The following is a 22,458-nucleotide window of genomic DNA, read 5'->3' as shown; positions in this document are numbered from 1 at the left end:
ACAGATAAAACAAAAACAATGAAAAAGATAATTTATATACTTCTTTTTGCTGTTACTTTCATGGGCTGTGACGACTATCTTGAGAAAAGTCCGGTAACAGAGCAAACCGAGGAAAGCTTCTATCGTACCGAAGACGATATGTATAGAGCATTAATCGCGGTTTACGAACCTCTTCAACGAAACTGGGGTTCAACAGTTCAATTAACTTTAGATGTTGTATCCGATGACTCTTATGGTGGAGGAGGTTCAGCAACCGATGGTGTTGATGTAAAAAAAGCAGACCGTGGAACTACAACCGCTTCAGAAGGTATGTGGAGTACTATGTGGGACGATCAATATGCTGGTGTTTACGCAGCGAACGTTTTTTTGGAAAAAGTAGACGATTCTGAAATGACTGAAGAATTAAAAACACAGTTTAAAGGAGAAGCATATTTTTTAAGAGCGTATTACTATTCTAATTTAGTTCGTCTTTTCGAAAATATCCCTTTGATAACAAAAACTTTGACAACATCTGAATATTCACAAGCAGCAGCTCCTGTTGATGAGGTTTATGAGCTGATAGCAAGCGATTTAGAATCTTCAATTAGCTATTTAAAAGATGTTACCTACAGTAACGACGAAAAAGGAAGAATTACCGAATGGGCTCCTAGAGCATTATTAGCCAGAATGTACCTTTTTTACGATGGTGTATATGGAACTAAAAATGCAAGTTCAACCATGCCTGGTGATGTAACTGGTGCTGAGGTTTTAACTTATTTAAATGAGATAATTTCTGATAGTGGTGCCGATCTGTTACCCGATTTCGGAAATCTTTGGGGACATTCAGAATTTACCAATTCGTGGGTAGAAAATTCGATCGAAGGAATTTTTGAAGTTCAATTTTCAAATCAAGGTGAAGGAGAACAATGGTGGAGTGCACCATATGATATCGGGAATAAAATGGTTGTATTCGTTGGTCCTAGAGGAACAACATCAGATTCAGAGTATTATTCATCATGGTGTTTTTCTCCTGCAACGCAGCAACTTTACGATGCTTACGAAGATGGTGATCTCCGACGTGACTTCACTATAATCAATTTGGTAGAAGAATTGGGTGATGGAAATTTTGAAGAGGGAGATCAGTATACTGGTTTCTTAAATAAAAAGTATGCAGGACTAAAAAGTCAAGTGCCAGAAGTCGGGAATCCAAATCTTAATTTTCCTCAAAATTACATTGCAATACGTTATGCAGATGTATTATTGATGGCTGCCGAATTGGAATTTCATATCGGATCAAACGCTATTGCTGCAATACATTACAATAAGGTGAGAGCTCGTGCTTTTGAATCTTATTCTCCAGTAAGTGCAGTTACTTTAGCACAAATTTTTACAGAAAGGAAATTAGAATTTGCTTATGAAGGAATCAGATATTGGGATCTGCTTCGTCAAGGAATGCCAGTTCTTGAAAGTGCTGTTAATGCAACCAATTTGGGTGGTATTTACGATTCTGCTGTGAATTCTGCAGCCAGAGGATTTTGGCCAATTCCTTCTACCGAAATTGCACTATCGAATTATAAATTAGAGCAAAATGATGGTTATTAATAGGTTAGAAATTAAATCACTTCCTGTGATTGATTCATTTCAAGACTTATATGGCAAATATTTAAAATAAAAAAACCTATGAAAAAAATATTCTATTTTATATTGCTTTTAGTGGTGGTAGTATCCTGTTCTCCCGATGAATACAGCACTCCGGATACACTAATGGCAGATCAAATTGATTGGGGATTTACTCCAACCGATGTAACCAATGAGTACACTCTTTACAACAATACTCCAGGCGTAAGTTCAGTTTGGGATTTGGGAAATGGTGTTACACAAAAAGGAAGTTCGGTTACTGCTCAATATACTTTTGCGGGAACTTATACAGTTACATTAACTGTAATTTCTCAAGGAGGTGTTACTGTTGTCGAAGATGAGATTACAACAACTGTTGATAACCCTGCTTTTCTTTCGGGATATCCTTACGATGAATTGATTGGAAGTGGTTCACAAACATGGGCTGTTGATGCTTATTCTAAAGCTCATTTTGGCTTAGGACCAACCATTGCAAATCCTGTTGAATGGTATGGTGCTGCTATAAATGATAAAGCAGAAAGAAATTTGTATGATGACAGATTTACTTTTAGTATTGGAGCATCCGGTTTAACCGTAAATCAAGTGACTAACGGTTTAGTTTATGCCAATGGTTCTTGGGCTTCCGATTTAGGAACTACTGCTGGTAACGAAGAACCTTCAGGTAGTGATTTTATTATGCCTTTTGAGGGTGGTGATTTTGTTTGTACTGTGGCAGGTGAAATGCTTACAGTAACTGGTGGTGGTTTCTTAGGATACTATGCAGGAGCTTCCGAATATCAAATTACAACACTTACCGAGGATTTATTGGAGGTAGTATTTTGGGATTCTAAAGGTAGTTTTTATTGGTTCACAAGATTCAGACCAGTTGATAAGTTAACTCCAGAACCAGCTCCAGTAGTAAAAGAGTTGGAGAGTAATGATATCTCAGATGATTTTGAAGGAAATGGTAATGTGGTTTGGGAAACTAAAGACATTAAAGGTTTTGATATGATTGACAATTTTGCTCCATCAGATGTAAATTCATCAGAGAAAGTGGCGAAATATCAAAAAGGAGATGGTTCTTGGGAAAATATTCTTACCGTATTGGATTATAAGATGGATTTATCGGTTCGAAATACATTCACCATGAAAGTATTTATTCCTTCTTATAACGATTATGATACTCAATGTAATCCTGGAAATGACTGGCTTACTGAATGGAGTCTAATGCCTCAGGTAGATGTAAAACTTCAAAACAGTTCTTTGGAAGGAAATGCTTATACAACTCAAGTAGTTCGAAGTCATACTTTAACGGATGATCAGTTGAATCAATGGATTGAATTGACTTTTGATTATAGCGATGTAACGGATCGTATTGATTTTGACCAGATTGTTATCCAATTGGGAGCAGAAGGTCACTGTAATGCAGGATTATTCTACATCGATAATTTTCAATTACTACCCTAATTAAATTCTGCCGGAGCACTTGGTGTGCTCCGGCAAATTTATCACTTGTTATTTTATTAAAACTAAAAACCGACCCACTTTACTAAGTAAATAGTTGGTTTTTTTGAAATCAAATCCTCATGAAAATATCTCGTTTGCTTACACCTGTTAAATTAGTATTTACGCTACTTATTGTATCTGTATTTTTGTCCTGTAGCAAGAGCGATGATGAGGAATCTTATGCTCCCGATTTTACATTTTCTGAAGATGTGAACGATGCAAATAAAATTGTATTTTCTAATACTAGTACAGGAGCTTATTTATTTATGCAGTGGGATTTTGGAAACGGAGAGTTTTCTGAAAAAGAACGTGCAAATACAAAAGATTACACCGTTTTCTACTCGGAAAAAGGAGACTATCAAGTTCAGTTAACGCTTTGGGGACTTGATAATGAGTTGTCGAATAATAAGGTAATAACAAAAACCGTAAGTATTCAAAACGATGTTTTTGTTGCTGATTTTACCTATTCTATCAATGCATCCAAGCCTAATTTTGTTACGCTAACAAATACTACAACAGGCGATTATGATCGTATTTCATGGGAATATAACGATCAGGAAATTACTGGCGATAATATCGATCAAACGGAAATATATTTACACAAATCAGGCATTTACGATGTAGAGTTACACGTGTATAATGGCGATTTCGAAAAAATTATCACAAAACAGATAAGCATCACTCAAGATGATCCGGATTACTTGAATAATATGACATTGGTGTGGGCGGACGAGTTTGATGGAACATCTGTAGATACAGACAATTGGACATTTGAAACCGGTGCCGGTGGATGGGGCAATAACGAATTACAAAATTACACCAATGGCGATAATGCCACAATTGCAGATGGTAAATTGGTGATTACTGCCAAAAAAGTAAATGATAGTAAAGTAGCAGGGTCTTACACTTCTACACGAATGATTTCTAAAGGGAAACAGTCGTTTACTTACGGACGAATGGAAATACGCGCCAAATTACCTTCTGGAACAGGAATTTGGCCTGCAATATGGATGTTGGGTGAAGATATAAGCTCGGTAGGTTGGCCTGCATGTGGCGAAATAGATATCATGGAATACGTAGGTTATGAACCAGATAAAGTGCATGCAACAGTACACACAACTGCAGGTTCAGGAGCAAACGGCGATGGAAGTAGTAAAACTTTAGAATCAGCCGAAGAAGAATTTCATATCTACGGTCTTTTATGGGACGAGGATGAGTTAAATTTTTATATCGATACACCTGAAAATATAACGCATACTTATGCTCCAGCCACAAAAACGGCGAGCAATTGGCCATTCGATAAAGCTCAGTTCTTCATTTTAAATGTTGCTGTTGGTGGTAATTGGGGAGGTGCTCAGGGAATCGATAATACCATCTTCCCGCAAAGCATGCAAGTGGATTATGTGAGAGTATATCAATAAGTCGAATAATAAAAAATAACAGATATCATGCTTCTAAAAAATACAATTATACTAACAGGAATTTTATTTCTATTAGCTAGCTGTAATTGGAAAAAATCCGATTCTAGTTCGAAAAATGAAATAGTTACTACCGATGATACCTATCAATTGGTGTGGAGCGACGAATTCGACTATACAGGTTTACCCGATTCTACCAAATGGCTTTACGATACAGCTGGTAATGCGGATGGATGGGGAAATAACGAGGCGCAATATTATACGATCGCGAAGAAAGAAAATGCTTGGGTCGAAAATGGAGTTCTTGCAATTCATGCACTAAAAGAACAAGTTGAGGGCAAAGATTATACTTCGGCTCGTTTAAATTCCAAAGAGACTTGGTTGTGCGGAAAAATTGAAGTTAGTGCTAAGTTGCCAAAGGGAAGAGGTACTTGGTCTGCAATATGGATGATGCCAAAAGATTGGACTTTTAAAGATGGAAACTGGCCAGCGATTGGTGAAATTGACATCATGGAGCATGTAGGACATAATTTAGGAACAATTCATGCTTCGGCGCATTCTACCGATTATCAATGGCAAATTGGAACGCAACAAACCAATACAATCAAGATTGCCGATGTAGATGAAAGATTCCATACCTACGCATGGGAATGGACTCCTGAAGTAATGAGAGCTTTTGTTGATGATCAACTTTTTTTCGAATATAAAAATGAAGGTTTAGGAGAGTCAAAATGGCCTTATGTAAAGCCGTTCTATCTAATTCTTAATCTTGCTATTGGCGGTGCGTGGGGAAGTGAAAAGGGAATTGATGAGCAGATGTTTCCACAAACAATGCAAGTAGATTATGTGAGAATTTATCAGAAAAAATAATTTCACCTGTTATTCAAATTAGAGCTTATTCTGGTGAAAGAATAAGTAGCAGAAAGAAATTAAATTCCTTTTAGAATTACAATATAGAGTCATAAGTTTTTACAGAATAAGTAATTGAAGTAGAATCAATTAAGATTAAAAATGAAGAAGAATAACATTTATTTGGGAGACACGAGTTTGAATTACAGCGAGGCTGAAGTGGAGGGAAAATTCGTAGAGCTACACAATGAAAAGTTTTACAAGATCAGCAATTCTGATCAAATGTCAGACTTCTTTATGAGTATAGTTAGTGATTCCGATCACTGGATGTTCATATCGAGCAATGGTTCTTTGTCGGCAGGAAGAAAAGACAGAAATAATGCATTGTTCCCTTATTATACCGTTGATAAAATTCACGATTATATAGATAAAACGGGTAGCAAAACAATTCTACTGGTAGAAAAGGCTGAAAAAGCTTTACTATGGCAACCCTTCTCAAAAGATCAACTACATATTTATAAAATAGAAAGAAATTTATACAAAAGTATTTATGGCAATAAGCTGGTATTCGAAGAGGTAAATTTCGATTTGGGATTGAGTTTTCAATACAGCTGGAGTAACAGTGAAAAATTTGGTTTGGTAAAGAAATCAAGGGTTGCGAATTTAAGCGATAAAACGATCAATTTTGAGATTTTGGATGGAATCGAAAATATTCTTCCTTGTGGTATCGATTACAATTTCCAGAATGAATATAGCAACCTATTAGATGCTTATAAGAAAAGTGAGTTGCTTGCCGAAAGTGGCTTAGGATTGTACCTGCTAAGTTCAATTCCTGTTGACAGAGCAGAGCCAAGTGAATCGTTAAATGCGACTACGGTATGGTCGTATGGATTAGAGGATAAGAAAATACTTTTATCGTGCAGACAATGGGATCGATTTAAAGCTGGTTTTCCGGTGGAGGCAGAATTTGATGTTCGAGCTACAAGGGGAGCATATATTTTAAATGCAGAATTGGAATTGGATGCAAAAGCTTCTCGCGAATGGATTATTGTTGCGGAGGTAAATCAGACTAGCGCCTCAGTTGCCAATTTGAACCATTTTATAAAAACGACGAAAAATATCTTTGAATTAGTAGCAAATGATATTGATTTAGGCACAAAGAATTTAATTCAAATTGTTGCCGATGCCGATGGTTTGCAAATGGGGAATGATGATTTGGCTTATGCTCGTCATTTTGCAAATACCCTTTTTAATGTAATGCGAGGTGGAATTTTTGCGGATAACTATTCGGTAGAGACTACTGATTTTATACTGTTCGTTCAGCAAACCAATAAATTAGTTGCTAAGGAATTGGAAGCCTGGTTGAGTGAATTGCCTGCCACAATTACTTATACCGAATTGAATAAATTGGCCGAAAAAACCGGCAATGTCGATTTAATTCGAATTTCTTACGAATACCTTCCTCTAACATTTAGTCGTCGTCATGGAGATCCTAGTCGACCATGGAATCAATTTTCTATCGAAACAAAAAATGAAGATGGTTCACCAAAATTAAATTATCAGGGAAACTGGCGTGATATTTTCCAAAACTGGGAAGCTTTGGGGCTTTCCTATCCTGAATTTATTGAGGGAATGATTGGTAAATTTTTAAATGCATCCACTGCTGATGGGTACAATCCATACCGAATTACCAGAGAAGGAATTGATTGGGAATGTCCCGATCCGCATGATCCTTGGGCATATATCGGGTATTGGGGAGATCATCAGATTATTTACCTGCAAAAATTTCTGGAATTGTCGAATGAACATCATCCACAAAAGTTGGATGAATTGCTTAGCAAGGAAAACTTTGTGTATGCAAATGTTCCGTATCGAATCAAGTCCTATCAAGATATTGTAAAAAATCCACAGGATACCATCGAGTTTGATTTTGCTTTAAACGATCAAATTAAAGAAATGGTGAAGCAAATTGGTGCAGATGCGCGATTGCTTAAAAACGGGAAAGATGGCTTGTATCAAGTCAACTTAACCGAAAAAATATTGGTAACACTGCTAACAAAGCTTAGTAATTTTATTCCTGAAGCAGGTATTTGGCTAAACACGCAACGTCCGGAATGGAACGATGCAAACAATGCTTTAGTAGGGAATGGTGTGTCGATGGTTACTTTGTGTTACCTGCGACGATTCCTTAAATTTTGGTCTGAAAAGTTTGCTTCGGTTTCGGTTCAGGAGATCAGCATTTCCGAAGAAGTAAAATTATTATTGGAGAATATATACGACTTGTTTAAATACAATTCTTCGCTTTTAGAGAGTGGTTTTACCAATGAAGATCGACGACGTTTTGCCGATATCTTGGGAGAAGCAGGAAGCAAATATAGAAATGGAATCTATAAAAATTCCTTTTCAGGATTAAAAAAGACAGTGAAGGTGAGCGACTTATGTAAGTTCACAGATTTGGCTTTGGTCTATATGGATCAATCGATTAAAGCAAACAAACGCGAAGATGGATTGTATCATGCATACAACCTTATTTCATTTTCCGATAAAAGTATTTCGGTTCGTTATTTATACCAAATGCTCGAAGGACAGGTTGCTGTTTTAAGTTCGGCTTATTTAAATCCTCAGGAAAGTCTGGATATTCTAGATGCTTTAAAAGCAAGTGCATTGTTCCGCGAAGATCAATACAGCTATTTTCTTTATCCAAACAGACAATTACCACTTTTTGCCGAAAAGAATAACATCCCTGGCAAACAGGTAAAAGAGTCCAAATTATTAAGTCAGTTAATTGCCGATCAGAATTCTTCCATTTTGAACGTAGATGATTTAGGAGCTTATCATTTCAATGGCTCTTTTAGAAATGCTGGTATTTTAGAAAGTGCAATCAATAAGTTGAATTCAGACCAGTACGGAGAGCTTGTTGAGAAGGAGAAGGAAAAAGTACTTGGTATTTTCGAAGAGATGTTCGATCATCAGTCATTTACAGGTCGCTCGGGTACTTTCTACGGATTCGAAGGATTAGGAAGCATTTATTGGCACATGGTTTCGAAACTGTTACTAGCTACCCAGGAAAGCTATTTTAATGCGGTAGCAACAGGAGCAGATCCTGTGCTGATAGGTAAAATTAAAGATCATTACTACGAAATAAAAGCTGGTATTGGATTGTATAAATCTCCGAAATTATACGGAGCATTTCCAACCGATGCTTATTCTCACACTCCTTCGCATGCAGGTGCTCAACAGCCAGGCATGACTGGTCAGGTAAAAGAGGATTTTATCTCTCGAATTTTAGAACTAGGAGTCCATGTTAAAAACGGACAAATAGTATTCAGCACAAGCTTGTTTAACGATCAAGAAATGCTGAACCACGAGGAGAAGTTTGTTTACTATGACATTGCTAATGAGAAGAAACAAATTGAAATGCACGCTGGTCAGTTGGGATTTACTTACTGCAAAGTTCCTGTAATTTATACTTCCGCAGAAAAAAGTCAAATAGAAATTACTTTCAAAAATGGCGAAACGAAAGTGATTCCAAATAATACAATTGATAGGGAAACAAGTGCTTCGATTTTTAATCGAAATGGGAAAGTGGAGCGAATCGATTTTTCAATTGAGAGAAAATAATGTTGAATAGAATCTGTACGATCACAGAACAAGATTGTGATGGTACAGATTTCTTTTAAAAGCTAACCTAATAAGCTTAAGGTGAAGTTGGTAAGAAGTGAATATTTACTGTTGATAAAAAGCTAAAAAAAGTTTTGTAGCAATTCGTTGCAAGGGAAAACAAAAGCAATAAACCATAAAACTCAATCATGAAAAATACGCTTTTCTTTATTCTGATATCATTGGCCGTATTGTTGGCTTCGTGTAAGAATCAAAATAAGAAATCTCAAGAAAATACCATTGAGAAAAAAAAGGAACAATTGGAAATTAAGCAAAGCAAAAAAGACTTGTTGAATGGTACTTTAAGAGCTGTTGCTTATTCTGGATTTAGAACCGGACAACATCCCGACAGAGGAAATGGAGCGGTGAATCCTACCGATGCGCAAGTTCTGGAAGATCTTCTAATCATCTCTAAGGATGCTCTTTTTAATCTGATTCGTTTATACGATTCGGGTGAAAATTCGCAAGCCGTACTCCGAATTATCGAAGAAAATAAGCTAAACATTAAAGTAATGCTCGGAGTTTGGCTAAAAGCCGAATTAAGTGCTCACGAAACTTGTGAATGGTTAACAGAACCAATCGCTCAGGATATTTTGGATGCGAACAGAATATTAAATCATCAAGAAATTGAAAAAGGAATTGATTTGGCAAATAAATACTCCGAAATAGTTGTTGCTGTTAATGTTGGCAACGAAGCTTTGGTGGATTGGAACGATCATAAAGTAGATACCGATAGCATTATTGCCTATGTGCAAAAGGTTCAGAAGGGAATTCAACAACCAGTAACCGTTGCCGATAATTACGAATGGTGGGCTTTAAATGGTAAAAAACTAGCCAAAGTTGTCGATTTTGTTTCCATTCATGTTTACCCAATTTGGGAAGGCAAAGATAGCGACGAAGCAATGTCTTACACCATAGAAAATGTGCAGAAAGTTCGAAACGCTTTACCAGATAGTAAGCTTGTTATAACAGAAGCCGGATGGGCAAGTGAAGCTGTAGAATTTGGCGAACGAGCCAGCGAAGAAAAACAAGAAAAATATTACAACGACTTGATGAAATGGTCGGCGGAAATGAACATTACCACTTTCTTTTTCGAAGCTTTTGATGAGGACTGGAAAGGCGAAACTGCAAATCCATTAGGAGCAGAAAAGCACTGGGGAATCTTTACAGTCGATCGCAAACCAAAGCAAGTGATGCAGGAATAATCCATGTAAGCCGAATAAATTAAAACGGAAATTTCACCCCTTCGCCTATCGGCACTTCCCCTGAAAAGGGAAGTATCTAAAGTGTAGATTTCCGATACGTGTAGATGTGTTGCTTTTAATTTCTCCCTTGTTTAGGGGAGATGTCGACAGACAGAGGGGTGCTGAAGCAGGAAATGATTTACATAGATAGTTCAAGGAACACTGAAATAACATCTCAAATCTTTAAAAAATGACACATTATAATACAGCAAAGGAAGATATCGTTCCTTTTGGACAAAAACTCGCATTTGGTTCAGGACATTTAGCAAATCAGTTGTTTCCTGCAGCTTTGGGAGTGTTTATGGTTGTCTTGGTTATGTCTTTGGGAATGGATCCTATTCTTGCCGGATTGTTAGGCGCACTGCCAAGGCTTTTGGATGCTTTAACAGATCCTATCATGGGATTTATTTCAGACAATACGAAATCGAAATGGGGGCGAAGAAAACCGTACATTTTAGTTGGGAGTGTCATTTCAGGACTTGCTTTCATGATTATGTGGCAATTGAATCCTGAAGATTCGGAAATCTATAATTTCATTTATTTTTTAGTGGTATCCATATTTTTTTATATCGGTTACACCATTTTTGCCACACCTTTAATCGGTTTGGGCTACGAAATGACTACTGATTACAATGAACGGACTCGTTTAATGGCTGTTTCTCAGTTTATGGGACAAATCGCTTGGATGATTGCTCCTTGGTTTTGGGTGATTATCTACAATCCAGCAATTTTCGATTCGGCACCCGAAGGAGCAAGAATTCTTTCCATTTGGGTAGGTGCTTTGTGTATGATTTTAGGAATTTTACCAGCTCTTTTCAATCAAGAAATGATTGTTCCCGATCCAGATAAAATGAAAAATTTATCCAGAAAAGAATTGGCTAAAAATACGAAGGAATTCATTAACGGAATTAAATTAACCATTCAAAATAAGCCATTTATGAAGCTTTGCGGATCTACATTCTTCATTTTTAATGGCTTCCAGACAATCGCTCAATTTGCCTTCTTTATTATTGTCTATTACCTTTTTCAGGGCGATAAAGTGGCAGCAGGAGGTTGGCCGGCATGGTTTGGTACTATTAGTGCCATGGCCACCGCTTTTTTGGTAATCCCTATTGTTACCAAGATTTCCGAGAACTTTGGAAAAAAGAATGCTTTTATCATTGCCACCCTTCTTTCGGTAGTAGGATATGCATTAAAATGGTGGGGATTTAATCCCGAATATCCGTGGTTAATGTTCATGCCAATTCCATTTTTGTCTTTTGGAATAGGGGGTTTGTTTACCTTAATGATGTCGATGACTGCCGATGTTTGTGATTTAGATGAACTGAACAACGGAGAACGTAGAGAGGCTACCTTTGGTGCTATTTATTGGTGGATGGTGAAATTGGGAACCGCTATTGCCATGCTAACTAGTGGCGTTGTTTTGCATTACGTTGGCTTCGATGAAAGTGTTGATGTACAAGCCGCAGAAACATTGATAAACCTCCGATTAGCTGATATTTTGATTCCCATCTTCACAGCTTTCCTAGCCATTGTAATTATCTGGAAATATGATATTACGGAACAAAGAGCTCACGAAATTAGAGAGGCTTTAATTGCTAAAAGGGGAAAAGTAAAACATTAAAAATCATTTTTAATCTATATCTGATGAAAGTAAATTATATTATTGGAATTCTTTTAAGTCTTGTTGTGATGGGCTGTAATACAAAGCAAAATAGTTTGCCGGCAGATGTTTATGAAACAGCTGCAAATGGGAATAAACTAAAACACCTAACAGAATTTCCTGTGGCAGAGAATGCTGTTGCTATTCAATTATTACCTGCTGAAAAATATCAAACTATAACCGGATTCGGTGGATCTTTTACCGAAGCATCTGCTTACTTGTTGAATCAATTGAGTCAGAAAAATCGAGAACTGATTTTGGAAGCTTACTTCGGATCTGAAGGAGCGAACTACTCTTTAACTCGCACGCACATGAACTCTAGCGATTTTTCGCTGAGTAACTATTCTTATGCTCCTGTTGCAGGAGACAAAGAGTTGAAGCATTTTTCTATCGACGAAGATCGCGACGATATCATACCCATGATTAAAGAGGCAATGGCTATTTCGGAAGACGGATTTAAGATTCTTTCTTCGCCATGGACTGCTTCTCCTTGGATGAAGGATAACAATAAGTATGTAGGGGGGAAGTTATTGCCTGAATACTATGATACTTGGGCACTGTTTTTCTCCAAATACATTACCGCCTATAAAGAGGAAGGGATCGATATTTGGGGCGTTACTGTTGAAAATGAGCCTTTAGGAAATGGTAACAATTGGGAAAGTATGCATTACACACCCGAAGAAATGGTGGAATTTGTAAGCAAGCATCTGGGACCAAAATTAGAAGCAAACGGACAAGATGTGAAGATTTTAGGATACGACCAAAACCGAGATGAGTTGAACGAATGGGCAGATATCATGTACAAGGATGAGGAATCATCGAAATATTTTGATGGAATGGCGATTCATTGGTATGCAAGTACTTACGATTATATGCCAGAGCCATTGAACTATACGCACGAGAAAGCACCAGAAAAATTGATGATTCAATCGGAGGCATGTGTCGATTCTGAGGTGCCTCATTGGCAAGATGATGCTTGGTATTGGTCAAAAGAAGGAACAGATTGGGGATACGACTGGGCTCCTGAAGAGCAAAAATATTTGCATCCTAAATATGTTCCTGTTTATCGTTATGCCAGAGATATTATTGGTTGCATGAACAATTGGGTTGATGGTTGGATCGATTGGAACATGGTTCTTGATCGCCAAGGTGGACCAAACTGGTTTAAAAATTGGTGTGTTGCTCCCGTAATTGTCGATCCTGAGAAAGATGAGGTTTATTTCACGCCTTTGTACCATACCATGGCGCATTTTAGTAAGTACATTCGTCCGGGAGCAGTTCGCATCGGCTTCGAAATTTCCGATGAAGATCTAATGATGACAGCAGCACAAAATCCGGATGGTTCTATTGCTGTGGTGGTTCTGAATATGAAAGAGGAAGCAAAAAATATGGTGATTTCTTTAGGAGAGCGTTCCGTTAACTTGCAAATTAGTGGGCAAGCCATACAAACAATTATAATTAAACAGTAATTAATAAGGCTAAAAGCATATTGGGGATTTGTTGGTATCACCTGAAATCCCCAAAAAGCTTTTCAGGTGGTAAAAGATAAATATACAAGCTTATCGGTTTTGAATAAGCCATTGTAAATCCATAAGAATGAAAAAAACTACCTTCTTAGTACTCCTATTTTGTACTTTAATAAGTCAGGCTCAGCAGAAAAAAGAAACGAAAATGCAGCACATCCTAAAAAATAAAAATCTGGAAATTTGCATTGATATGCCATTAGCCAATTACCAATTTTCGAGATTCGATTGGACTGGCAAAATTACTGCCGTTACATTTAAAGGCATTCCTGTTTCCACCCACGAAAAAATGGATGGAGATAAAGAAAATATTTATGGCAAGGGTTTTTACAATGAGTTTGGAATCGAAATGCCTATCGGCTTTGATGAGATTAATGAAGGAGAATACTTTTCCAAAATTGGAGTAGGAGCACTACAAAAAGAAGGGGTAAAATATGGTTTTAGCAAAGCTTATGAGATTCAACCAGCCAATTTTAATTTAAGTACAGAAAGCAATAAGCTAATTGTTGAATGCGAATCGCAAATAGTGAATGGCTATGCATATGTATTGCGAAAAGAAATTGAATTGCTCGAAAGTAGTTTTGTAATTCATTATCAATTGAAAAATACCGGTGAAAAAACCATTATAACAAATGAGTACACGCATAATTTCTTAGCCATTAACAAAGAATTAATGGGAGGCGATTACATCTTAAAATTCCCATTCGAGCTTGCACCAAAATTATTCGATGCAATTCTTAATCCGGAAGAAAAAGTGCTTGTAGACGAGAAACAAATCACCTTTAAAGGCACTCCCGAAGAGCAATTCTTTTACGGCAACCTAACCGGAAATAAAAGGATAGAGGCACATTGGGAGTTGATCAATACAAAAAGCAAAATAGGAATCAGCGAAACAGGAAGTTTTCAAACCAACAAAATCAACCTTTGGGGATGGAAACATGTCATAAGTCCCGAATTATTTTTCGATATCAATTTAAAACCCAATGAGGAAATTGAGTGGAGCAGAACATACGATATTTTCGAGATAGATTGATTACTGAACCGAATTCTAAGATTTTAAGCATTTATTTTGCGTCTTAGTGTCTTAGCGTTTATAATTCAAAAGAACTAACAATAATGAACAAAACAGATTCAAAATTATCCTTAAAAGAAAAAGTAGGTTACAGTCTTGGCGATACCGCCTCCCATTTTGTATGGGATATGGTCGGTTTCTGGATTCTTATATTCTATACCGATACCTTCGGAATTTCCGCGGCCGCAGCCGGAACCATCATGCTGATTGCGCGTTTTTGGGACATGATTAGCGATCCTATTATGGGAATTATTGCCGACAGAACCAATACACGCTGGGGAAAATTTCGTCCGTATATATTGTGGATGGCTTTGCCTTATAGCGTGTTGGCAGTGCTTACTTTCACCACTCCAGATCTAGGGCCAACGGGGAAAGTAATTTATGCAGGTGTAACCTATATTCTGTTGATGTCGGTTTTTACGGCCATTAACTTGCCTTATTCGTCATTAGGTGCGGTTATGACTTCCGATTCGTACGAGCGGGCAGGCTTAAATTCCTACCGATTTATTTTTGCATTCATTGGTCAGTTTATTGTTTCGGGAACTGCACTTTCATTGGCGCTCTATTTTGGCGGAGGCGATAATGCCAAAGGCTATCAGTACACATTAATTCTGTTTTCGGTAATCAGTTTCATCTTGTTCATGATCACCTTTAAAACTACGAAAGAAAGAGTTCAACCGCCCAAAGAACAAAAAGAAAATTTAAAAGAAGATTTTAAAAATCTGTTCAAGAACAAACCTTGGCTCATCCTGTTTTTTGTTGGAATCATCTCATTCATCATGTTTGCAATGCAGAATTTGTCCATTGCTTACTATTTTAAATATTATATTGGCAAGGAAGAAAACGTTCAATTGTTTAATGTGATTGGAACCATTGCGCTAATTGTAGCAATTCCTTTCTCTAAACCATTGGCAAAAAAATTCGGCAAACGTAATGTGTTTTTGGCTAGTTCATTACTTTCCGGATTTTTCTTCATTTGTCTGTACCTGCCTGCAGCCAATAACCTAAGCATGATTTATACCTTTAATATTTTGGCTAAAATGGCCTATGCCCCTGCAGTGCCTTTACTATGGACAATGCTTGCCGATACAGCCGATTATTCGGAATGGAAAACAGGAAGAAGATCAACCGGATTGGTTTTTTCAGCGGCCACATTTGCACAAAAAGCAGGTTGGGGAATTGGTGGTGCCTTGGCAGGATGGATGCTTGCCATATTCAATTTCACACCCAATGTAGAACAAACAGAAACTGCCATAACAGGCATTAAACTCATGATTTCCGTAATTCCGGGAATCCTGTACATGTCATGCGCAATTCTCCTGTATTTCTATACCATCGATCACGAAACCTGTGTGGTAATGAAATCCGATTTAGATCAGCGAAGATTGGCTGAAACTACTACTTAAATTGCCTGAGGTTAAAGAAGGTGAAAATATTTGCCTTCATTCATTTGGTTCAACCCACTTCGAAAGGAGTGGGTTTTTTTAATGATCTAAACAGGACAAAAGAAGATTCGCTGAGGTTTGATTTGCAATCCAATTCTGACAACTGTTTTTCTCGTCATTCCCTGACTATAGACAAGTTGTAAATGTCAGGCTATGACTAATTTTATTGTAGCTCCTGTGTATTTGTAATCTGAAAGCTATTAATATTATAAGAGAACGTTTTTTTGAATAATTCTATTTGCATTTGTATTGTAAATATGATAATTCGAAGGAAGTGTTATTTACCTCTATTTCTGCAAGAAAGAGGACAATGTGTTTTTCTGGGATAGTAATATTTCTACAAATAGGACTTCTCTTAAAAAAAAAATATTTGATTGATCTGAAAAATACACAATAGTGTTGTTTTTAATGTTTTTATCCTTTAATTTGCAATTGATTTACAATAATGAAAGTAAAAGTATCATGTTAGTTAATTTTTCAGTGAAAAACTTTCGTTCTATAAAGGACAAAGTAACATTATCATTCGAAGCTGCCAAGTCAGATAATTTGGAGGATTATTATATTATTGAACCTAAGGAAGGTGTTCGTTTATTAAAATTAGGTTTGATTTATGGCGCAAATGCTTCGGGTAAAACGAATGTATTAAAAGCTCTTGATTTTCTCAGAGATTTAATATTGGAACCTGTTGATAAAAAAACAGATACAATTAATGTCAGTCCTTTTTTATTTTCATCAAACACCCCAAACGAAAATACAATATTGAGTATCGAATTTTTTCAAGAAGGAATTAAATATCTATACGATTTAGAAGTAAATAAGAATACTGTTGTTAGTGAAGAGTTGCGATTTTTTAATCCCAATAAGGCATTAGTTTTTAAACGAGTAACTGATATAGAAAAGCAGTTGACAAGGATTACTTTTGGAGGTAAAATAGAGATTAATAAAGCACATAAATTAATTTTAGAAGCAAATACCTTGTGGAACAATACGGTTTTAGGAGGCTTTTTAAAAACTAATATAGAATCAATAGAACTACAGAATGTGATTGATTGGTTTCAAAATAAACTAAAATCAATAGTTCATTCGAAATCGAATTTATTCGACTATGTTTCTAATAAATTAGATTCAAAAGAGATCGATAAGCGAACCATACTTGAAGTATTGAAAAAGGCCGATTTTAATATTTCAGATATTGTAGTTGATGTAAATGAACAAGTAGTAACGTCAGGATTTACAGATCTTATATCAGAACAAATACTAATTTATGAGTCTAAATTAAAGAAGCTAAAATCAGAAAAAAAAATAACAACAAAGGAATTGTTATTTGAACATGTTGTTAATGGTACTGGTAAGTATCATCTTTCATTTGATGATGAATCTGCAGGAACTCAGCGTTATTATGAATTTGGTGGTTTGTTAGATATGTTGATTAATAATGAAATAATATTTCCAATTGATGAATTTGAATCTTCTTTACATCCCGATTTGTTAAAACATTTTCTTTTAAGTTTTTTAGTTAATTCTAAAAAATCGCAATTAATAGCTACAACACATCTTCGTGAATTATTGATGGAAAAAGATATTTTCAGAAATGATGCTATTTGGTTTACCGAAAAGAAAGAGGATGGGAGTACTGATTTATTTTCACTTGATGATTTTGATTCTTCGGTAATTCGTAAAGAGAGCTCGGTGTATAATGCCTACAAAGCTGGTAAATTGGGTGCAACTCCTAATTTAAGTGATTATTATTTAGATCTTGATTATGAATAGAGATAATCGAAAAGGTCAAAGAAAGAGAAGAGGACAGGGGAATAAGACTATTTATGTTCTCGTTGATGGAGAAACTGAAAAGTGGTATCTCGATCAGTTGAAGGATATTGAAAGATTAAAATCTCTAACGATAAAACCTGATTTAAATAAAAAGAAAACAATTTCTCAGCAATTTGAGACGATAAAAGAAGAATCTAAACATTACGATCAATCTATATGGATGGTTGACTTTGATACCATCTTAAAAGAAGAAAGAGAGTTTAAAGGAGGAAGAAAATCTCCTTTGGTTGAGTTCAATGAATGTTATCTAAAATTATCCGAAATTGAAAATGTGGATGTATTAGTAAATGTGCCTTGTTTGGAATATTGGTATTTGCTACATATTAAAAAAATAGGCCGATTTTATAGGACTTATACTGAATTTGAGAGAGAGTTGAATACAATACCAATTTTGAGATACAACAAGAGTAGAAAATATTATATTTCGGGAAGTGGAATATATGCTAGGTTAAAGCCAAATTTGAATGTGGCATATCAAAGAGCAAAAGCTTTAGGGCAATATGCTCCTGAAAATCCTCAACAGGCAAAAGCTGAAATTTATCGTTTGTTTGAAATACTAGAAATAGAATTATAACTAGTAAAGCATACAAAAGACTTAGATCTCACTTCGCTTTTTCCACGTCGAGTATTTCCCACACATACCAAATTTTACACTGCCAAACCTCTCTAAAACCCCATCAAAGCCCAATTCAAAATCCCATCAGAACCATAAAACTTTCCAAGGAAAGGGGAGAAGCTACAAAGCTCAGTAAAATCGTATATGAATGCAATAAAATTTATTTTTCAGCTAAAAACAAAAAAACGCCACTAAATAAATGGTAGCGATTCTCTAGCTTAGAGGGGGCAAGCCCCTTTGCCTAAGTAAGATTTTTTTTGTGAACGCGGAGGGATGATTCCTCGTTCCTCGTCATGAGCCAGGTACGAACCCCCAATTGGGTTCGCCTCCCCGAATGTATTTTCATTTTAGTGCATAAAAAAAACCCACCAATTTCTTGCTGAGTTTTCTGTGAACGCGGAGGGATGATTCCTCGTTCCTCGTCATGAGCCAGGTACGAACCCCCAATTGGGTTCGCCTCCCCGAATGTATTTTCATTTTAGTGCATAAAAAAACGCTCCAATTTCTTGCTGAGTTTTCTGTGAACGCGGAGGGATGATTCCTCGTTCCTCGTCATGAGCCAGGTACGAACCCCCAATTGGGTTCGCCTCCCCGAATGTATTTTCATTTTAGTGCATAAAAAAAACTCACCAATTTCTTGCTGAGTTTTCTGTGAACGCGGAGGGATTCGAACCCCCAACCTCTACGGCCGTAACGTAGTGCACTATCCAGTTATGCTACGCATCCTTTTTTGCTTAATTGCCCTGCAAATATAGGGGTTTTAGACCGACTAGTCCAAATGTTTTATTGCTTTTTTAACGATTAAAATGTTTGTTTTCTCTAAGAACTTTATAGGTAGGATTTTACAAGGAAATATTTTTCTCAATATCCAACTAAAGACACTACTTTAAGTCTAAAAAAGCTTAGGAATACTTAAAGAAAGAGGAATTTTAACAATCGATTAACAAGAAAAAGAGATCATGGTCTGGAATTAATTGCATAAATTTACTAATACACGAAAAAAAGTAAATGAATAAAGAACCTTCAGAATTATTTCAGGAAGTCGAAGAATCCAAAGCACTTTTCCACATTCACAAGCTTCAGAACCTATGCAACGAAGTTAGAAAGCAGAATGGAGCCGATCACATGCATAATTTCTACACCATCACCTGGATAAAAGAAGGGGAAGCAATACATGCCACCAAATATGTCGAATATACCTTACGCGAAAATTCAATTCTGTTTGTACCGCCAGGTTTAATGCATCGGTTCATTAGTAATGCACAATGCACTGGTTACACCATTACATTTAACGAAGCTTTCTTCGCGGTTAAAGAGAGTGGGGAAGTTTCTGTTTCCGATTCTACCTTGTTTAGTAATCCCGATTTTCGATCTATTATTAGTTTGGATGTCAATCAGCAAGTGGTATTTAAAGGAATTGCCGACTTAATGGAAAAAGAATTTGCGAATGAAAATCGCTATCGGCACGAGATATTATTGCAACAATTAAAGTTGTTTTTATTGGAGTCTCGAAGAATATACGAGGAGCAACACGACTTGGATATCAATTTAGACGAAGAGCATCCAGGTTCCGTAATTATTAAGTTTAAACAATTGATTGATAGTAATTATAGAGAACAAAAAAATGTATCTTCCTATGCCGATCTGCTTCACTTACGAGCTACCTGTTTAAATGAGATTACGAAGAAAACAACAGGAATTACAGCAGGCGAATTAATAAGAAATAGAGTGATAAAAGAAGCAAAGAAAATGCTTTATGCATCCGATTTAAATACCAAAGAAATAGCTTACGAATTGGGTTTTCAGGATCCCGCTTACTTTAGTCGCTTCTTTAAAAAATATACATCTCAAACATTAAGCGATTACAGAAGTCGAATTAGAAAATAATCCAACAATAGTGGAAAATTGTCCATTTACTCTAAAAGGTTTATCCTTTACATTTGTATAGTAATTACCATGGTTGTAATGAAAATAGAAAATTAATTAATAGAAAAATTATGAAACGAATAGGTTTATTAATGATAGCAGCATTGGTTGCAAGTGCAGTTTTAACTCCAAGCACTGTTTTTGCAAAAAAAGAAAATTTAAAGCTAAATGCAGCGAAAAGTAACGTGGAATGGCTCGGTAAAAAAGTAACTGGTGAACATTCCGGAACCATAAAAGTAGCTAGTGGAAATTTAACGATTGACAATGGCGAAATTTTAGACGGAAGTTTTGTGGTGGACATGACGAGTATCCTTTGTACTGATCTTAAAGAAGAAAGTAAAGATAAGTTGGAAGGTCATTTAAAATCGGATGATTTTTTTGGCGTTGAGAAGTTTCCTGAATCAAAATTTGTAATTGCACAAGGCACTAAAATGAACGATGGTAATTATAAAGTGAAGGGAAGTGTTACTATTAAAGGCATAACCGAATCGGTAGAATTCACAGTGAATTTACATCAGCACGATGCAAGTACTCATGTTAGCGGAAAAGTGGTTTTGGATAGAACAAAATTTGACGTGCGTTACGGATCGGGTTCTTTCTTCGATAATTTGGGCGACAAAACAATTTACGATGATTTCGAATTAACATTAGATTTGTATTTAGAGTAAATTCACACTTTTTAAAAAGTAAAGCCGGGATATTTTTATTCCGGCTTTCTTTATGCTTAGTTTTGCAGTACAATTAATATGAATAGTAAAGGGCTTGCCTTTGAAATGTGCCTAAATATTTGATCTTAGCTTAAATAATCGTAATTTGTTCCAAGCTTTAAACCTAAACCAATGTTACTATGATGCGAATTTTGTTCTCGGCTCTATTTGCTTTCTTGCTCTGCTCGAATACTTCAGCAGAAGTAAATATTAAAAATCTACGTAGTTCTCGTGTATATTCTTCCGTTTTGAAAGAATATCGTGACCTAAAAGTATTACTTCCTAACGAATATGATAATACCTATTATAAGTATCCAACCATTTATTTATTGGATGCCGAAACGAATTTCGATGTAGGTATCGAGGTACTAAGTTTCTTGATGGACAATCATTTTATTCCTCCACACATTGTGGTTGGAATTCCGAATACCGATCGCTTTCGCGATATGACTCCCGTTGATTCCGTAATGAATAAGAACATCTATAAAACACGGGGAGGAGCCGATAATTTCATTAAAACACTTGAAGAGGATGTATTTCCTTTTTTGACGGAAAATTTTAGAATGAATTCACAGCGTTTGGTGATGGGGCATAGCTACAGCGGACTATTCGTAGTGTATGCATTTTCTATACGACCCGAATTATTTGATAAATATTTAGCATTTAGTCCGGTACTTTGGTGGAATAATAAGGCAATTGTGAGGGATGTAGATTCGTTTTTAAGCAATAATTCATCTATTCGAAAGCAGTTGTTCGTTTCCTTTGCCGAAGAGGCTGCCGAGATGCTAAATTCGTGCAAATCTTTAATTTCTTCTTTGGAAACAAATGCACCATCCGATTTAAAATGGCACTATGCCTGGATGCCCGATGAAAGTCACTACACGCTTTATCGTAAAAGCTTAATGCAAGGTATGGAAACAATCTTTACTGATTATAAATATCCCGATGTACAGCTTTTGGTAGAAAATGGTGTCGAAGCTGCCGAAAATTATCAACGAAAAGTGTTATTGAGCTATGGCAGAAATGAAAAGCTGCCATATTCTTTAATTGAAAGTGTTTGTATTCAATTAAAAGACGAAGAAAAATATAACGAAGCCATGGCTTTTTTGAAATATTCTATTACCAATTATCCCGAACGAGCAGAATCATTTTTTTACGTTGGCGAAATTTACGAAAAAGTGAATCAACCGAAAGAGGCTGTTAAATTCTACGAAATTGCCCATAATAAAGATAAAGGCCGTTGGGATTATGAAAATAAATTTATTGCCATGCAAAAATTACTCATCGAATTAGAAAATAATGCTCAAAATAGTGTCGATTTGTAGGCGTATAACAGGATTAATTTCCCTCTTTTAGTATCTGAAAAATAAACTCTTACATTATTTCCACTCGAACACAATTTC

At 36.1% G+C, this 22,458-nt stretch carries 15 protein-coding genes and 1 tRNA gene; 15 read left to right on the top strand and 1 reads right to left on the bottom strand.

Features of this window, described 5'->3' with window-relative positions:
- The first annotated feature begins 18 nt into the window (after positions 1-18).
- The 12 genes from BZG02_RS07745 to BZG02_RS07690 all read left to right on the top strand — a co-directional run bounded on the left by BZG02_RS07745 (position 19) and on the right by BZG02_RS07690 (position 18,380).
- Positions 19-1,581: a RagB/SusD family nutrient uptake outer membrane protein gene (locus BZG02_RS07745; protein WP_101260840.1), complete on the top strand. Its 1,563-nt coding sequence runs from the start codon at positions 19-21 to the stop codon at positions 1,579-1,581.
- A 78-nt stretch (positions 1,582-1,659) separates the two neighbouring features.
- The gene (locus tag BZG02_RS07740) at positions 1,660-3,063 is read left to right on the top strand and encodes a PKD domain-containing protein (RefSeq protein ID WP_101260839.1); all 1,404 of its coding nucleotides are present in this window, start codon (positions 1,660-1,662) and stop codon (positions 3,061-3,063) included.
- Positions 3,064-3,182: 119 nt separating this feature from the next.
- The gene (locus tag BZG02_RS21010; protein ID WP_218972184.1) at positions 3,183-4,523 is read left to right on the top strand and encodes a family 16 glycosylhydrolase; all 1,341 of its coding nucleotides are present in this window, start codon (positions 3,183-3,185) and stop codon (positions 4,521-4,523) included.
- A gap of 27 nt (positions 4,524-4,550) precedes the next feature.
- Positions 4,551-5,390 (top strand): glycoside hydrolase family 16 protein, encoded by an 840-nt coding sequence (locus tag BZG02_RS07730; protein ID WP_101260838.1) that lies wholly within the window; start codon positions 4,551-4,553, stop codon positions 5,388-5,390.
- 141 nt (positions 5,391-5,531) lie between these two features.
- The gene (locus BZG02_RS07725) at positions 5,532-8,990 is read left to right on the top strand and encodes a hypothetical protein (RefSeq protein ID WP_101260837.1); all 3,459 of its coding nucleotides are present in this window, start codon (positions 5,532-5,534) and stop codon (positions 8,988-8,990) included.
- A 188-nt stretch (positions 8,991-9,178) separates the two neighbouring features.
- Positions 9,179-10,234 (top strand): glycosyl hydrolase family 17 protein, encoded by a 1,056-nt coding sequence (locus tag BZG02_RS07720; RefSeq protein WP_101260836.1) that lies wholly within the window; start codon positions 9,179-9,181, stop codon positions 10,232-10,234.
- Between the two features lie 229 nt (positions 10,235-10,463).
- Positions 10,464-11,897, top strand: a complete 1,434-nt coding sequence (locus BZG02_RS07715) for an MFS transporter (protein WP_101260835.1) — start codon at positions 10,464-10,466, stop codon at positions 11,895-11,897.
- A gap of 23 nt (positions 11,898-11,920) precedes the next feature.
- Positions 11,921-13,405 (top strand): glycoside hydrolase family 30 protein, encoded by a 1,485-nt coding sequence (locus tag BZG02_RS07710; protein WP_101260834.1) that lies wholly within the window; start codon positions 11,921-11,923, stop codon positions 13,403-13,405.
- A gap of 127 nt (positions 13,406-13,532) precedes the next feature.
- Positions 13,533-14,492, top strand: a complete 960-nt coding sequence (locus BZG02_RS07705; RefSeq protein WP_218972183.1) for a hypothetical protein — start codon at positions 13,533-13,535, stop codon at positions 14,490-14,492.
- A gap of 83 nt (positions 14,493-14,575) precedes the next feature.
- On the top strand, positions 14,576-15,937 hold the full coding sequence (locus BZG02_RS07700; RefSeq protein WP_101260833.1) for an MFS transporter: 1,362 nt from the start codon (positions 14,576-14,578) through the stop codon (positions 15,935-15,937).
- A gap of 447 nt (positions 15,938-16,384) precedes the next feature.
- A complete protein-coding gene (locus BZG02_RS07695; protein WP_342746952.1) occupies positions 16,385-17,746 on the top strand; it encodes an AAA family ATPase in 1,362 nt (453 codons plus the stop codon).
- Positions 17,739-18,380 carry an RloB family protein gene (locus BZG02_RS07690; protein WP_101260832.1) on the top strand — a complete coding sequence of 214 codons (642 nt, stop codon included), beginning with the start codon at positions 17,739-17,741 and terminating at the stop codon, positions 18,378-18,380. Before BZG02_RS07695 ends, BZG02_RS07690 begins: the two co-directional genes overlap by 8 nt.
- Positions 18,381-19,074: 694 nt before the next feature.
- Here the strand turns inward: BZG02_RS07690 and BZG02_RS07685 are convergent.
- Positions 19,075-19,148, bottom strand: a tRNA-Arg gene (locus BZG02_RS07685).
- A gap of 282 nt (positions 19,149-19,430) precedes the next feature.
- On the opposite strand from BZG02_RS07685, the gene BZG02_RS07680 reads away from it, so the two are divergent.
- From BZG02_RS07680 to BZG02_RS07670, 3 genes are all read left to right on the top strand, one after another.
- Entirely contained in the window at positions 19,431-20,309 is an 879-nt protein-coding gene (locus BZG02_RS07680) for a helix-turn-helix domain-containing protein (RefSeq protein ID WP_101260831.1), read from the top strand.
- Between the two features lie 110 nt (positions 20,310-20,419).
- The gene (locus BZG02_RS07675; RefSeq protein ID WP_218972182.1) at positions 20,420-21,016 is read left to right on the top strand and encodes a YceI family protein; all 597 of its coding nucleotides are present in this window, start codon (positions 20,420-20,422) and stop codon (positions 21,014-21,016) included.
- A 179-nt stretch (positions 21,017-21,195) separates the two neighbouring features.
- Complete coding sequence (locus tag BZG02_RS07670) at positions 21,196-22,380, top strand: alpha/beta hydrolase-fold protein (protein ID WP_101260830.1); 1,185 nt, start codon at positions 21,196-21,198, stop codon at positions 22,378-22,380.
- Positions 22,381-22,458: the final 78 nt, after the last annotated feature.

This window comes from Labilibaculum filiforme, from assembly GCF_002843315.1.
Lineage (GTDB): Bacteria > Bacteroidota > Bacteroidia > Bacteroidales > Marinifilaceae > Labilibaculum > Labilibaculum filiforme.
This window is presented reverse-complemented; position numbering and strand designations above follow the sequence as displayed.

Bases quoted from the DNA above. Each gene is read 5' to 3' on its own strand.
- BZG02_RS07745 (WP_101260840.1), top strand. From the start codon at position 19: ATGAAAAAGATAATTTATATACTTCTTTTTGCTGTTACTTTCATGGGC.
- BZG02_RS07740 (WP_101260839.1), top strand. From the start codon at position 1,660: ATGAAAAAAATATTCTATTTTATATTGCTTTTAGTGGTGGTAGTATCC.
- BZG02_RS21010 (WP_218972184.1), top strand. From the start codon at position 3,183: ATGAAAATATCTCGTTTGCTTACACCTGTTAAATTAGTATTTACGCTA.
- BZG02_RS07730 (WP_101260838.1), top strand. From the start codon at position 4,551: ATGCTTCTAAAAAATACAATTATACTAACAGGAATTTTATTTCTATTA.
- BZG02_RS07725 (WP_101260837.1), top strand. From the start codon at position 5,532: ATGAAGAAGAATAACATTTATTTGGGAGACACGAGTTTGAATTACAGC.
- BZG02_RS07720 (WP_101260836.1), top strand. From the start codon at position 9,179: ATGAAAAATACGCTTTTCTTTATTCTGATATCATTGGCCGTATTGTTG.
- BZG02_RS07715 (WP_101260835.1), top strand. From the start codon at position 10,464: ATGACACATTATAATACAGCAAAGGAAGATATCGTTCCTTTTGGACAA.
- BZG02_RS07710 (WP_101260834.1), top strand. From the start codon at position 11,921: ATGAAAGTAAATTATATTATTGGAATTCTTTTAAGTCTTGTTGTGATG.
- BZG02_RS07705 (WP_218972183.1), top strand. From the start codon at position 13,533: ATGAAAAAAACTACCTTCTTAGTACTCCTATTTTGTACTTTAATAAGT.
- BZG02_RS07700 (WP_101260833.1), top strand. From the start codon at position 14,576: ATGAACAAAACAGATTCAAAATTATCCTTAAAAGAAAAAGTAGGTTAC.
- BZG02_RS07695 (WP_342746952.1), top strand. From the start codon at position 16,385: ATGTTTTTATCCTTTAATTTGCAATTGATTTACAATAATGAAAGTAAA.
- BZG02_RS07690 (WP_101260832.1), top strand. From the start codon at position 17,739: ATGAATAGAGATAATCGAAAAGGTCAAAGAAAGAGAAGAGGACAGGGG.
- BZG02_RS07680 (WP_101260831.1), top strand. From the start codon at position 19,431: ATGAATAAAGAACCTTCAGAATTATTTCAGGAAGTCGAAGAATCCAAA.
- BZG02_RS07675 (WP_218972182.1), top strand. From the start codon at position 20,420: ATGAAACGAATAGGTTTATTAATGATAGCAGCATTGGTTGCAAGTGCA.
- BZG02_RS07670 (WP_101260830.1), top strand. From the start codon at position 21,196: ATGATGCGAATTTTGTTCTCGGCTCTATTTGCTTTCTTGCTCTGCTCG.